The organism is Roseibium aggregatum, from assembly GCF_017309185.1.
Lineage (GTDB): Bacteria > Pseudomonadota > Alphaproteobacteria > Rhizobiales > Stappiaceae > Roseibium > Roseibium aggregatum_B.
The window spans coordinates 582,125-595,541 of record NZ_JAEKJZ010000002.1 but is presented as its reverse complement, the minus strand read 5'-3'; the positions used below and the strand labels follow the sequence as shown (position 1 = coordinate 595,541).

11 protein-coding genes are annotated in these 13,417 nt (G+C 60.1%); 9 read left to right on the top strand and 2 right to left on the bottom strand.

Annotated elements, in window-relative coordinates; genetic code table 11:
* Positions 1-8: 8 nt before the first annotated feature.
* A complete protein-coding gene (locus JF539_RS14905; RefSeq protein ID WP_207141452.1) occupies positions 9-191 on the bottom strand; it encodes a hypothetical protein in 183 nt (60 codons plus the stop codon).
* 164 nt (positions 192-355) lie between these two features.
* Between JF539_RS14905 and ligA the strand changes: the two genes are divergently transcribed.
* From ligA to JF539_RS14880, 5 genes are all read left to right on the top strand, one after another.
* A complete protein-coding gene (gene ligA / locus JF539_RS14900) occupies positions 356-2,509 on the top strand; it encodes an NAD-dependent DNA ligase LigA (RefSeq protein WP_207141451.1) in 2,154 nt (717 codons plus the stop codon).
* A gap of 554 nt (positions 2,510-3,063) precedes the next feature.
* Positions 3,064-3,519 (top strand): cache domain-containing protein, encoded by a 456-nt coding sequence (locus JF539_RS14895; protein ID WP_207141450.1) that lies wholly within the window; start codon positions 3,064-3,066, stop codon positions 3,517-3,519.
* Between the two features lie 109 nt (positions 3,520-3,628).
* Positions 3,629-5,329 (top strand): methyl-accepting chemotaxis protein, encoded by a 1,701-nt coding sequence (locus tag JF539_RS14890; RefSeq protein WP_207141449.1) that lies wholly within the window; start codon positions 3,629-3,631, stop codon positions 5,327-5,329.
* Positions 5,330-5,630: 301 nt separating this feature from the next.
* Entirely contained in the window at positions 5,631-5,927 is a 297-nt protein-coding gene (locus tag JF539_RS14885; RefSeq protein WP_236042488.1) for a GIY-YIG nuclease family protein, read from the top strand.
* A gap of 427 nt (positions 5,928-6,354) precedes the next feature.
* Positions 6,355-8,805, top strand: a complete 2,451-nt coding sequence (locus tag JF539_RS14880; protein WP_207141447.1) for a DUF3553 domain-containing protein — start codon at positions 6,355-6,357, stop codon at positions 8,803-8,805.
* 135 nt (positions 8,806-8,940) lie between these two features.
* Here JF539_RS14880 and JF539_RS14875 read toward each other — a convergent pair whose 3' ends face one another.
* Positions 8,941-9,444, bottom strand: coding sequence for a hypothetical protein (locus JF539_RS14875; RefSeq protein WP_207141446.1), 504 nt, complete (start codon positions 9,442-9,444; stop codon positions 8,941-8,943).
* Positions 9,445-9,639: 195 nt separating this feature from the next.
* Here JF539_RS14875 and JF539_RS14870 point away from each other — a divergent pair, with 195 nt between their 5' ends.
* From JF539_RS14870 to JF539_RS14855, 4 genes are all read left to right on the top strand, one after another.
* Positions 9,640-10,395, top strand: coding sequence for a response regulator (locus JF539_RS14870; RefSeq protein ID WP_207141445.1), 756 nt, complete (start codon positions 9,640-9,642; stop codon positions 10,393-10,395).
* On the top strand, positions 10,392-11,729 hold the full coding sequence (locus JF539_RS14865; RefSeq protein WP_207141444.1) for an ATP-binding protein: 1,338 nt from the start codon (positions 10,392-10,394) through the stop codon (positions 11,727-11,729). The genes JF539_RS14870 and JF539_RS14865 overlap by 4 nt, the downstream gene beginning before the upstream one ends.
* A gap of 102 nt (positions 11,730-11,831) precedes the next feature.
* Positions 11,832-12,722, top strand: a complete 891-nt coding sequence (locus JF539_RS14860) for a 50S ribosomal protein L11 methyltransferase (RefSeq protein WP_207141443.1) — start codon at positions 11,832-11,834, stop codon at positions 12,720-12,722.
* A gap of 100 nt (positions 12,723-12,822) precedes the next feature.
* On the top strand, positions 12,823-13,299 hold the full coding sequence (locus JF539_RS14855) for a GNAT family N-acetyltransferase (RefSeq protein ID WP_207141442.1): 477 nt from the start codon (positions 12,823-12,825) through the stop codon (positions 13,297-13,299).
* Positions 13,300-13,417 lie beyond the last annotated feature (118 nt).

The following is a 13,417-nucleotide window of genomic DNA, read 5'->3' as shown; positions in this document are numbered from 1 at the left end:
TATAAGTGTCACTGAGCGGAGATCCCGGGCAACTTCAGCTCGATGCTGACGTCATCGTCCGTGAAATAGCCGTTCGTATAAAGAATTCCGCCAATGATTGCGCCCGCCACGAGAATGCCGGCGATGAACCAGGCGGCACCGGTGCCGGCGGTTTTCTCCACAACACGTGTTTCACGATCCTGATAAGCCATCGGTTTCTCCTGAGGTCCATGATTTCATTCTGTTAATGGAACGGGCAGCGCATTTTCGCCACCCGACTGCAGGAACAACGCTTGAGCCCCCGGTTCGGTTCCTTTATCCGGTTGGGACAGGTGTTTCCTCACGGGCAGGCGGCCCTCCAAAGCAAGAAGACACAATGACCGAGACCTCTACCGACCGCTTCGAAGTCGAAAAGCTGACCCAGGAAGAGGCGCAAGCCGAACTCAGGCGTCTGGCGGAGGAGATCGCCGAACACGACCGGCGGTACCACCAGGAAGATGCTCCGACGATTTCCGACGCTGACTACGATGCCCTGCGGCGTCGCAACTCGGAAATCGAGGCACGGTTCCCGAACCTTGTTCTGGCGGATGGCCCCTCGGCGCAGGTTGGCGCGGCGCCCGCCTCCGGGTTCGGCAAGATCGCCCACCGGGTGCCGATGCTGTCGCTCGACAACGCGTTCGACGACGAGGATGTGCGCGACTTCGTCGGGCGGGTGCGCCGCTTCCTGAAGCTTGATCCGCTGATGGGGGGGCTGGCGGTTACCGCCGAACCGAAGATCGACGGCCTGTCCCTGTCGCTGCGCTACGAGAACGCGGAGCTGGTCTACGCGGCGACCCGGGGCGACGGCACGACGGGGGAGAATGTCACGGCCAACGCCAAAACCATTGGTGACATTCCCCAAAAGCTATCCGGGAAGGTGCCGGAGGTGGTCGAGGTGCGCGGCGAAGTCTATATGGCGCACAAGGATTTCCAGGCGCTCAACGCGCGCATGGCGGCCAATGGCGGCAAGGTGTTCGCCAATCCGCGCAATGCCGCCGCCGGGTCGCTCCGTCAGCTCAAGTCGGAAATCACGGCTTCCAGGCCGCTCAGGTTCTTCGCCTATGCCTGGGGCGAGATGAGCGAGATGCCGGAGGAGACCCAGCTTGCCATGGCCGAACGCCTGGAGGCCTGGGGCTTCACGATCAATCCCCTGATGAAACGTTGCGAGACAGTGGAGGAGCTTCTCGCCGTCTATCATGGTATCGAGGAAAGCCGGGCGAAACTCGATTACGATATCGACGGCGTGGTCTACAAGGTCGACCGGCTGGATCTGCAGGAACGGCTCGGCTTCGTCTCCCGGTCGCCCCGCTGGGCGATCGCGCACAAGTTTCCTGCCGAACAGGCCTTCACGATCCTGAACGACATCGAGATCCAGGTTGGCCGCACGGGGGCTTTGACGCCGGTGGCCAAACTCGAGCCGATTACGGTCGGCGGCGTGGTGGTCTCCAATGCGACGTTGCACAACGAGGACTATATCAAGGGCATCGGTCAGGACGGTGAACCGATCCGCGGCGGCAAGGATCTGCGCGTCGGCGATACGGTGAAGATCCAGCGCGCCGGGGATGTCATCCCTCAGATCGTTGATATCGATCTCGACAAGCGCCCGGAAGATGCCGTGCCGTTCGAGTTTCCGACTGTCTGTCCGGCCTGCGGCAGCCATGCGGTGCGTGAGGAAAACGAGAAGACCGGCCGCGTCGACGCGGTGCGCCGCTGCACGGGCGGTCTGATCTGCCCGGCCCAGGCGACGGAAAAGCTCAAGCACTTCGTCTCCCGCAATGCCTTCGACATCGAGGGTTTCGGCGACAAGCAGGTCGATGCCTTCTACAAGGACGGCATGGTGATGCGACCGGCCGATATCTTTACGCTGGAGGAGCGGGACAAGAAGTCGCTCACCAAGCTGCGCAACCGGGAAGGCTGGGGCGTGGTTTCGGCGAAAAACCTCTTTGAGGCGATCAACGCCCGCCGCGAGATTGACCTGCACCGGTTCATCTTCGCGCTCGGCATCCGCCATGTGGGGGAGGGCAACGCCAAGCTGCTGGCGCGCGCCTATGGCTCCTGGCAGGCGTTTTACGAGGCCATGCAGGCCGCCCATGACGAGACCGGCGAAGCCTGGGCGGAGCTCAACGGCATCGACGGTGTCGGCCACATCGTCGCCGAGGCGCTGGTGGAATTTTTCGCCGAACAGCACAATCGCGACGAACTCGACGCGCTGCTCGAGGAAGTCAGGCCGAAAGACGCGGAAAAGATCGAGGCCTCCGGCTCGCCGGTCGCCGGCAAGACGGTGGTCTTCACCGGCTCGCTGGAGCGCATGACCCGGGACGAGGCCAAGGCCATGGCGGAACGCTTCGGCGCCAAGACCGCCGGGTCGGTGTCGAAGAAGACGGACCTGGTCGTCGCCGGACCCGGAGCGGGCTCGAAACTGAAAAAGGCGCAGGAGCTGGAAATCGAGGTGATTTCCGAGGATGCATGGTTCGAGCTGGTCGGAGCGTAACCTCTTCCGCTGCTCCGGATCGAATCCGGAAAACCTTGAATATGCGTCGGCCGAGATGTTTCCCGGGGCTTTCGGACCGTACCAGACGTCGACATACCGGCCTGCGACAGGCCTTCGGCGGAATAGGCTTGTTGCCTGGTTCGATGACTTCCCTACGGTTGTATTCGATGTCGGGTCTGTGGCGGCGTGCCATAATGCGGAAAGACGTAGCGTAAGTTGTGATTCGGTGCCGCTTTGTCGCCTTTCCGGACGTTGCGTCAGGCTGATTTCTCAAAAATTCAACTTTTGATCCTGACGTAAATTTCATTTTTTTATCGTTTTATCGTTCAATGGAATTCATTTTTTAATGTTTTTACATTTGATTTTGAAATTTACGCTAAGTAAAATATATAAATTTGTACATTGTTGTTTTATTTAAAATGCAAATTTTGTAATTTTTATTTTGTTTCATATGATTTTGAATCTGAAGCACAGATTTTCTTGTCAGTTATACTTATTTTAGCAATTTCGGGTCATTTCTCTAAACTCTGAATTGAGTTCAAGAGGAGTGAAGCATGAAGACTCTCAAGTGTGTTGCAATTTCCGCCGCCGCATTGACGATGGTAGGCAGCCTGGCTGTCGCCGGGGACAACGGAACCGCGGAAGAAGCCTCCGCAATGCTCGACAAGGCCGTGGCGCATTACCAGTCCGTCGGCGCAGACAAGGCCTTCAAGGATTTTACCGCGCAAGGCGAAGGCTGGCAGGATCGCGATCTCTATCTGTTCTGCTTCGACGCGGCTGGAAACACCGTCGCCCATGGCGCGAACGCGAAGATGATCGGTCGCGATCTGTCGGGCCTTAAGGATGCGGACGGCAAGGCATTCATTGCGGAACTCATCGCAACAGGAAAAGCCGGCGGTGGCTGGGTCGATTACCGTTGGCCCAATCCTGTCAGCAAGAAAGTGGAACAGAAGTCTTCGGTCGTGAAGGCTGCCGATGATTACGTCTGTGGCGTCGGTATCTACAAGTAAGGCCAGGGCCGATCAATTGGATGCCGGACTGGCTTCGGCATGAGACGGGAGGCCGGTGACTGTCGAAATGTCACCGGCTTCCGGCAACGGAACAGAACGGAGTCGGGCAATGAACTGGTTTGCCAACCTGGCGCTATCCAAGAAAATGTTTGTAACCCCGGCGATCCTGCTGGCCGGTCTGGCGATCGTGACGGTTATTTCCTTCCTGACGATCGAGCGCCAGCGGAGCGCCATCGATACGCTCAGCAATGTGCAGATCCGGGCATTCGCCGACATGACGGCGGTAAGCGGCAAGCTGTCGAACGCGCAGCTCGCGCTTTACGATCTCATGACGACCGCAGTCAATGAAACCAACGAGGACAAGATCAATGCGAGCGCCGAACAGGCGGTCGAGAAATTGAACTCGATCGTTTCGAATTTCGAGTCGCTCGATTTTAGTGCCCTGTCGGACGCCGGGTTGCAGGAGTTGCAGGCGGAAGCGGTGGCGCATGCCAAGGAATATCAGAATTCGGCGCTTGAGACCGCGGAAATGGCGCTTCTGGATGTCGCGACCGGCAGCATCTTCATGAATTCGGCAATCAAATATTACGCCTTGCTTCAGGGGGATGTCGAAAAGCTGAACGAGACGGTTGACGGGTTGCGCATGTCGGCAACCGGGGCAACGCTCGCCGATGCCAAGGACGCCTTGCGCCTCTTCCTGATTACGGCGGTCGCGATTGCCGGTGTCGGCCTGTTTTTGAACTGGCTGATCTCAAGGATGATTTCGCGGCCGTTCACGCGCATCATCGGATCGATGACAGCGCTGGCCGACGGCAATTCCGACGTGGATGTTCCGGCCGCCGACCGCCGCGACGAAATCGGCCAGATGGCCAAGGCGCTAGAAGTGTTCCGCCGCAACGCCCTCGAGGTGGAGCGCATGGAACAGGAGAAGGTCGAGCGGGAGCAGCAGGCCGCGCAGGAAAAGCGTGCGGCCATGACGGCACTCGCCGACCAGTTTGAAACCGGCCTGATGGGCATCGTCGAGACGGTGTCGGAGTCCTCGTCGCGGATGCAGACGACGGCGCAGTCGATGTCGTCGGTCGCGGAACAGACGCGTCAGCAGGCCTCCTCGGTTGCGAATTCCGCCGAACACGCCTCCCAGAACGTCCAGACCGCGGCGTCCGCGGCGGAGGAAATGTCGGCCTCCATCGGCGAGATCAACCGCCAGGTCGGTGAAGCGGCGGAGATTTCCAATCAGGCCAATGCGGAAGCGCTCAGAACCAACGAGACCGTTCGCGGGCTCGCTGATGCCGGCAACAAGATCGGCGAAGTGATCGAGCTTATCAGCGGGATTGCAGAACAGACCAACCTTCTGGCTCTCAACGCGACCATCGAGGCGGCCCGGGCCGGCGAGGCGGGTAAGGGCTTTGCCGTGGTGGCGTCGGAAGTGAAGAACCTGGCCACCCAGACGGCGAAGGCGACAGAGGAAATCGGTGCGCAGATCGCCGGCATGCAGTCGGCCACGAGCGAGGCGGTCGAAGCCATCCAGTCGATCAGCGAGACCATCGGGCGCATCAAGTCGATCTCCGACTCGATCTCGGTCGCCGTCGGCGAGCAGGGTGTCGCCACCCAGGAAATCGCCTCCAGCACCCAGCAGGCCGCGCAGGGAACGGCGGAAGTCGGCAGCACGATCGGCGATGTTGCGCAGGCAGCGTCCGACACCGGCACAGCGGCGTCGGACGTTCTGGAAGTTGCGGTCGACTTGTCGGAACACGCAAAGTCGCTTCGCAGCCAGGTCGAAGGCTTCCTGCATCAGGTCCGGGCGGCATAACGCCTCGGCGTGATCCGGGTCGAGCTCCGGTATCTGACAGCAGATTGAACTGGAAAGGCGGCTTCCTGGCCGCTTTTTTTTGTTTCGCGTCTGTCAAGCCGTAGGGATCTGTCTTTTGAAATGCACTCCGTTCTTTCACCTTGTCGTCCCGGTTTGGCGCGGAGCGTCAGGGCCGGGATCCGGTACGCCCTGCGGTGGCTGGAACCGCGAGTTCTCGGGAGTACTGGATCCCGGACTTGGCTAAAGCCAATCCGGGACGACAATGTGCTGTTTCTTGGGTGATTTGCACAAGGAAGTAACGTTGCATCTCGACCGGCAATACTATGTCTATATCCTTGCAAGCGGACTTGGCGGCACGCTCTATGTCGGTGTCACCAACGACCTTCTAGGCAGGGTTTCTCTCCATCGCGGCGGCCTGGGCAGCGTGTTCACTTCCAAATATGGCGTGAAGCGGCTGGTTTATTACGAGGTGCATGAGGAGATCGAACAGGCAATCAAGCGCGAGAAGCAGATCAAGCGCTGGAAACGTGCCTGGAAAATCCGGATGATCGAGGAGCATAATCCCAACTGGGAAGACTTGTTTCAAAAACTCGCCTGAAACCGCCCTTCTTGTCGTCCCGGTTTGACGCGGAGCGTCAAGACCGGGATCCAGTACGCCCTGCATGGGTTAGGAGCCGCGAGCGCTTGCGATTACTGGATCCCTGCCTGCGCAGGGATGACAAGGTAGGTGCGGAGGGCTTGAAATTTACAAATATTCGCCAACGGCTCTCAGTTGTCGTCCCGGTTTGGTGCGGAGCGTCAGGACCGGGATCTGGTACGCCCTGCATGGGTAAGGAACCGCGAGCGCTTGCAGTTAGCGGATTCCGGCCTGCACAGGGTTGGCAAGGAAAGGGGAGGGGAAGGGCAGCCTTCAGGAGTTACAGCTCCCTTGTCCCCACCATTTCCCCTTTTCCCGCCTCGCCAGCGCCGTTTTGTTGCTATATTGTTCTCCGCTGACAGCTTCTGAGAACACCGGACCAGACTTCATGGCAGACCCGAACGGGTATGACGACTCCTTTGACGATCCTTTCGACGATCCGTTTCAGCCCGTCGGCACGCGAGCGAACCCGGCGCCTGTACCGGAACGCCCGCAAGGAGGGATTGCCGCCCGCGCCATGGCGGCCCGGCGGGCGCCGGATTATCTGACCGGTCTCAACCCGGAACAGCGCCTTGCCGTGGAAACGACGGAGGGGCCGGTTCTGGTGCTGGCCGGTGCGGGTACCGGCAAGACAAGGGTCCTGACCACCCGCATCGCGCATATTCTGGCATCGGGACTAGCAAGGCCTTCGGAAATTCTAGCAGTGACCTTCACCAACAAGGCCGCTCGCGAGATGAAGGAGCGTATCGCCGGTTTCGTCGGCGGCAATGTGGAGGGCATGGCCTGGCTCGGCACGTTTCACTCCATCTGCGTCAAGATCCTGCGCAAGCATGCCGAACTCGTCGGGCTGAAATCGAGTTTCTCGATTCTCGACACGGACGACCAGATTCGCCTGATCAAGCAGATCATCCAGGCCGAGGGGCTCGATGACAAGCGCTGGACGGCCAAGGCTTTCGCCAGCACGCTCGACAGCTGGAAGAACCGCGCGCTGACGCCGGACCAGGTCCCGGAAGGGGAGGCGCGGGCCTTCGCCAACGGCAGGGGCCGAAAGCTCTACGAAGAATACCAGGACCGCCTGTCGGTGCTGAACGCCGCCGACTTCGGCGACCTGCTGCTCCATGTCATCACGCTGTTCAAGACCAACCCGGACGTGCTTTCCGAATACCAGCGCCGGTTCCGCTACATGCTGGTGGACGAGTATCAGGATACCAACATCGCGCAGTATCTCTGGTTGCGGCTGTTGGCCCAGGGCAATCCGAACGTCTGTTGCGTCGGCGACGACGACCAGTCGATCTACGGCTGGCGCGGTGCGGAGGTGGACAACATCCTGCGCTTCGAGCACGACTTCAAGGGCGCGGAGGTGATCCGGCTTGAGCGCAATTACCGCTCCACCAGCCATATCCTCGCCGCCGCCTCGCATCTGATCGCCCACAACGAGGGGCGCCTCGGCAAGACGCTGTTTACCGACTTCAACGAACCGGACCATGATCTTGTTTCTGTTGCGTCAGTTTGGGATTCGGAGGAAGAGGCCCGAACGATCGGCGATGAGATCGAGGCCCTGCAGGCGAAGGGCCATTCCCTGAACGAAATGGCTGTGCTGGTGCGCGCGTCCTTCCAGATGCGCGAGTTCGAAGACCGCTTTGTCACACTCGGTCTCAATTACCGGGTCATCGGTGGCCCCCGCTTCTACGAGCGCATGGAAATCCGCGACGCCATGGCCTATTTCCGCTGCGTGGCCCAGCCGGCGGACGACCTGGCGTTCGAACGGATCGTCAACACGCCCAAGCGCGGCCTTGGCGACGCAACCCTGAAGCTCGTGCACGGGCTGGCCCGCGCCGAGCGCATGCCGCTGATGCAGGCGGCCAGCCAGCTGATCGACACGGAAGAGCTCAAACCGAAGCCGCGCAACGCGCTGAAGGCCGTGCTCGACAATTTCGACCGCTGGCGGCGGGAGCTCGACCGGATCAAGCACACGGAGCTTGCCGAAATCATTCTGGACGAAAGCGGCTATACGCAGATGTGGCGTCAGGACCGTTCCGCCGAGGCGCCCGGCCGGCTCGACAACCTGAAGGAACTGATCCGCTCCATGGAAGACTTCGAGTCGATGGCGGGGTTTCTGGAACATATCGCTCTCGTCATGGACCGCGACAACGCCGACGCAACCGACGCCGTGTCGATCATGACCCTGCATTCGGCCAAGGGGCTGGAGTTCGACACGGTCTTTCTGCCGGGCTGGGAAGAGGGGCTTTTCCCGCATCAACGTTCCCTGGATGAAAGCGGACGGGCCGGACTGGAGGAAGAGCGGCGGCTCGCCTATGTCGGCATCACGCGCGCCAAAAAACGCGCCAAGCTTTACTTCGCGTCCAACCGGCGCATCCACGGCTTGTGGCAATCGACGGTCCCTTCGCGCTTCCTCGACGAATTGCCGCCGGACCATGTCGAGATCGGGGAACCTTCCTCCAATTACGGCGGGTATGGCGGCGGTGGCTATGGGCCATCGCGTTTCGACAGCCACGATCCTTTCGACAAGGGCAGCTATTCCACGCCCGGCTGGCAGCGCGCGCAAAAGGCGCGGCAGGCGTCGGATGGGTTTTCCGACGGCGGCGGGCGTGGCTACAAATCGGCCCGCATGAAGCGGCAGGGGCCACTGACCATCGAGGGCGAGCTGGTCGCCAAATCCGTCAGCGAGACGCCGTCGGACTATTCCCTTGGAGAACGGGTGTTCCACATCAAGTTCGGCTACGGCGCGATCCAGTCCATTGAAGGCAACAAACTGACCATCGACTTCGAGAAGGCCGGCGTGAAGAAGGTCATCGACAGCTTCGTCGAACGTCATTGAGGCCGGGTCTGCGTCGTCCCGACAGGAGCCCCGGCAAAACAAAACGGCCGCTTCCAGAGCGGCCGCAAGTTTTCAAGGCAGGCAAATCGTTGTTATGGTCACGTCCGGCGTGGGAGTCCGGACGATTTCGAACGGTCAGACCTTGTAGTCGGCCAGCAGAGAAGAAATGCTGGTCGTGGCCTGATCTCCGGATTCGTTGTAGCTGTTGCTGCTTTGCAGGCTCTCAAGGAGAGTGGTCATAAGCTCTTCCGTCGAGTCGCTGCCGGACTCGCCTCCGCCCGGAGGCGGCGGGGGAGGCATGTCGCCGCCGGCCGGAGGGCCGCCGAGTTCGCCGCTGGCAAACATTTCAGAAAGCTGATCGGCCTGGTCCTGATCCAGCGTGCCGGCTTCGACCTGCTCCGACAGCATGGATTCGAAATTGGCCTGCATTTCTTCTTCCGAAGGAGGCCCGGCGCTGAAGTCGGGCGGGCCGGCTTCCATGCGTTCGGCGTGGATGGCGTCCAGCGCTTCCAGCATGGCATCCTGGTCTTCGGAGGTGATTTCTCCCGCCTCGACCTGTTCTTCCAATTCGCTTACAATCTGGTCCCGCGGTGATGGCCCGGAAGGGGGCATGGCGGGCATTGAGCCTATTGACATCATGGGACTTGCTCCTGAATTATGTCGCTAACGCCGTGTAGCCCGATCACCGTGCTGCCCAATAGGTTAACCCGATCTTAACCGTTCGCGGGCAGTGGTTTCGCTGTGTTTCCGAAGTCGGGCACTGAAATCTTCAGAAACAATTCTCGTGAAAATTTCGAATGTCATATCGTTGCATTCGGGCGTAAAGTCGCGGCCATGCAAAGATCCTTCAATATCCTCGTTGTCGAAGACGATCCTGAAATCGGGTTGCTGATCAAGCGCCATCTTGTTTCGAACGACTTTAAAGTGACGCTGGTGCAGGACGGCGTTGAAATGGACCGGCAGCTCAAGAGCGGCCGATTCGACCTTGTTCTTCTGGACCTCATGCTGCCCGGCGAAGACGGCATCAGTATCTGCCGCCGGCTGCGTGCCTCCAGCCCGGTCCCCATCATCATCGTCTCTGCCAAGAACGAGGATGTCGACCGTGTCATCGGCCTGGAGATCGGCGCCGACGACTACGTGGCCAAGCCTTTCAACCCCCGCGAATTGATCGCCAGGGTCAGAGCGCTGTTCCGGCGTGTCGAACTGGGCGGGGTGACCCGCCAGACGGAAAACGGCAAACTGTTTTTTGAAGGCTGGCGGATGGACAGCCGGTCGCGGCAGCTTTTCAATGCCGAAGACGCCCTGGTTTCCCTGACGCCGGCGGAGTTCGATCTTCTGCAGGTCCTGGCCGAGCGGAACGGACGCGTGTTGAGCCGCGACCAGCTTATCGATCTCACCCTTGGCCGGATCGGCGCCTCGAACGGGCGCAATATCGATATTCTTATCAGCCGCTTGCGTTCGAAACTGGAAGCGGGTGGGGCGCCTTACAAGTTCATCCGGACCGTGAGGGCCGGTGGGTATGAGTTTGTCGCGCCGGTCACCCGCGAAAGCGCAGAACCGGTCAGTGCCCTGGCTATGGAGCATCGATGAACCTTGGTATCAGGCGCATCTGGCCGGATAGAATGCTCCACCAGATCCTGGTTCTCATCGCGGTTGCCAGTGTCGTCATGATGCTGGCGGGGGCCGTAGTCTCCTATTATATCCGCCAGGCTTTCGACACGACGTCGCCGGTCATGGACAGTCATATCGTCAGCGTCGCTGTGGCCAAACTGAACGAGACGCCTGCGGACGACCGCCAGGCGGTCCTCAGCGAGCTGCGGCGCGAGGTCCCGGAACTGACCATTGAATTCGTGGATGAGGATCGCCTGACAAAAGCGGGCGGTGCGAGCGAGGGAGAACACTTCGGTCCGTTCATCACCGGAAAGACGCTGCTCGGGATGCGCATCGAACATGTGATCGGACCGGACGAGCGCCGGGACAGGGGGGCGCCGGTTCTGTTCATCCGCATGCAGGATGGAAACCTCTTGAGCGTCGAGTGGGGCTTCGGCAACATTCCGCCGCCGATTTTCCGACTGACGGGGTACCTGTTTTACGGAATTCTGGCGTTGACGGTGTGCGGGCTGCTGGTCTGGGCCGCGAACGGCCTAGTCGGACCGTTGAAGGACCTTTCGGTTTCCGCCAAGTCCTTCGGAACGACCTCCACCGAACCGATGCCGATCCGCGAACACGGGCCCAAGGAAGTGCGCACGGCCGCCCGTGCCTTCAACCGGATGCAGCTCAGGATCAACGAATTCGTTGAGAAACGGACGCGGATGCTGGCGGCAATCAGCCACGATCTCAGGACTCCGCTGACACGGCTCAGGTTGCGCCTCGACCTTCTGGAGGACAGCGATATCCGCGACCGGAGCCTTGAAGACCTGAATATCATGGACCGGCAGATCGACACGGCGTTGACCTTCCTGCGCGATGGCGCGAGTTCGGAACCTGTTCTGAGGGTCAACATTCCAAGTCTTCTGCAGTCGCTTGCCGACCAGTATTCGGATACCGGGCGGCCGATAGAGATCCGTTACGACGGCAAGGCCTCCGTAATGGCGCGCAGTGGCGAACTCACACGCGCGCTGTCGAACCTGATCGACAATGCCCTGCATTACGCGGACGGCGCCGAGATCCGGGCCGCAAGGACGGGGGATCTGGTACGTATCGACATCGTCGACCACGGTCCGGGGATCGCCGAAGCGGATCGTGCGCGCGTGCTGGAACCGTTCGAACGCGGCGACAGCGCCAGGCAATTGCGCCATGGCGCGGGGTTCGGTCTCGGACTGGCGACCAGCAAGGCAACTGTCGAGGAAGCGTCCGGAAGCCTCGAATTGCTGGAGACCCCCGGTGGCGGCCTGACGGTGCGGCTCCTTTTGCCGGTCTGTTAGAGCATCACGCAACACGTCTGCGCATGTTTTTGAGTCTGGCTTAACCGGCGCCTTGCCGCTATACCGCTCGCCTCACTTTCTTTTATCAAGGCGCAAGCTCTCATGAAGACCATTCGGGTGCGGATCACCGCCGAAGAACTGGAAGCCAAGCGGATTTCCGACATCCTGGAACGCGCGTTCGAGGACGATGGCAACCCGGTGACCGTTTACGAAGCCTCCGGGGACGGCAGGATCTGGGCCACGGAGATCCTCTTGTTCGACATGGAGCCGGAAGAAGCCGCGGACACGGTGCGCGACCGGGTGGGAGCGGACGCCTTTGCCGCCCCGCTCGAGGCTGAGGAACTGCCCGATATCAACTGGGTCGAGAAGAGCCTGGAAGGCTTGAAACCTGTTCGCGCCGCACGGTTCGTCGTTCACGGTGGACACGATCGCGACAAGGTTCCGCCCGGAGCGATCGGTCTTGAGATCGAGGCCGCGCTCGCTTTCGGAACCGGGCATCATGGCACGACGGCCGGATGCCTTGAGGAGATCGACCGGCTGCTGTCCCTGCGCGATTACGGCAGCATTCTCGATCTGGGCACAGGAACGGGTGTTCTCGCCATCGCAGCCGCCCTCAAGGCACGGCAGCCTGTTCTGGCGACCGACATCGATCCGGTGGCCACACGCACGGCCCTGGAAAACGCTCGCCTCAACGGAGCGGCCCATCTCGTGAGGGCGTTCACCGCCAACGGTATGGACGACCGGAAGTTCTTGGATCACGGCCCGTTCGACCTCGTGATCGCCAATATCCTGGCACGGCCGCTCATGAGGATGGCGAAATCCATCGGCGCGCATACGGCGCCTGTGGCGACCCTCGTCCTGTCCGGCCTCAGGGTGGAGGACGGTCCGCGCATTCTCTTCGCCTACCGAAGCCAGGGGTTCATTCTAGACCGGCGTGGCGAAAAGGACGGCTGGCTGACCCTGACGCTGGTTCGGGGCCGGAAACACGCCTGAGCCGGGTGGTCGCTCAAGGAGATCTGAATAGTAAAAAGGGATCTGCCGTTAGCGAGTTCTCTAGGTAGAACTGTCACTATCAGCAGGCTATTCTGCGAGGATGGATATCCCTGATCTGGAACCCGACATAACTTTCCCAAAGCTTAGGCTCTTACATAGTGACATCGAGTTCGCATTCGAAGCGAAACAGGCAGCGATGGGGCCTCACATTGTTTCACGCTGGGGATGGGAGGAGTCTTTTCAGCGAAAACTGCACATACAACGCTTTTCCGAAAAGCCATTCTTTGAGATCCGGAAGGGAGAAAGTCGTCTTGGTACGCTGTCTTTTCAGGTTTTCTCCGATCACGTCAGGCTCGGAGAGTTCTACTTGTTTCCCGATTTTCAAAGGCGAGGGACCGGCACGCATGTGCTTAAGCACTGCCTTTCCATCTCGGATGGTTTGAGCTTGCCGGTCAGGCTCGAGTACCTGCACTGGAATCCGGTGGGTTCACTCTATCGTCGCCATGGTTTCGTTGAAATTGGGCAGACAGAAACTCACTGCTTTTTGCAACGCCCAGTGAAGGGGCCGCCTTTCTAGGTAAAGCAGGGTTCAGAAAAGCCATCTGCTAACAGTTGTTTTTATAAACGCGAGAAAATATGCGAACGTAAAAGCGCCCCGCAGAGTTTTTCTCTGCGGGGCGCTTTTACGTTCAAGC

Bases quoted from the DNA above. Each gene is read 5' to 3' on its own strand.
- JF539_RS14905 (WP_207141452.1), bottom strand. From the start codon at position 191: ATGGCTTATCAGGATCGTGAAACACGTGTTGTGGAGAAAACCGCCGGC.
- ligA (WP_207141451.1), top strand. From the start codon at position 356: ATGACCGAGACCTCTACCGACCGCTTCGAAGTCGAAAAGCTGACCCAG.
- JF539_RS14895 (WP_207141450.1), top strand. From the start codon at position 3,064: ATGAAGACTCTCAAGTGTGTTGCAATTTCCGCCGCCGCATTGACGATG.
- JF539_RS14890 (WP_207141449.1), top strand. From the start codon at position 3,629: ATGAACTGGTTTGCCAACCTGGCGCTATCCAAGAAAATGTTTGTAACC.
- JF539_RS14880 (WP_207141447.1), top strand. From the start codon at position 6,355: ATGGCAGACCCGAACGGGTATGACGACTCCTTTGACGATCCTTTCGAC.
- JF539_RS14875 (WP_207141446.1), bottom strand. From the start codon at position 9,444: ATGATGTCAATAGGCTCAATGCCCGCCATGCCCCCTTCCGGGCCATCA.
- JF539_RS14870 (WP_207141445.1), top strand. From the start codon at position 9,640: ATGCAAAGATCCTTCAATATCCTCGTTGTCGAAGACGATCCTGAAATC.
- JF539_RS14865 (WP_207141444.1), top strand. From the start codon at position 10,392: ATGAACCTTGGTATCAGGCGCATCTGGCCGGATAGAATGCTCCACCAG.
- JF539_RS14860 (WP_207141443.1), top strand. From the start codon at position 11,832: ATGAAGACCATTCGGGTGCGGATCACCGCCGAAGAACTGGAAGCCAAG.
- JF539_RS14855 (WP_207141442.1), top strand. From the start codon at position 12,823: ATGGATATCCCTGATCTGGAACCCGACATAACTTTCCCAAAGCTTAGG.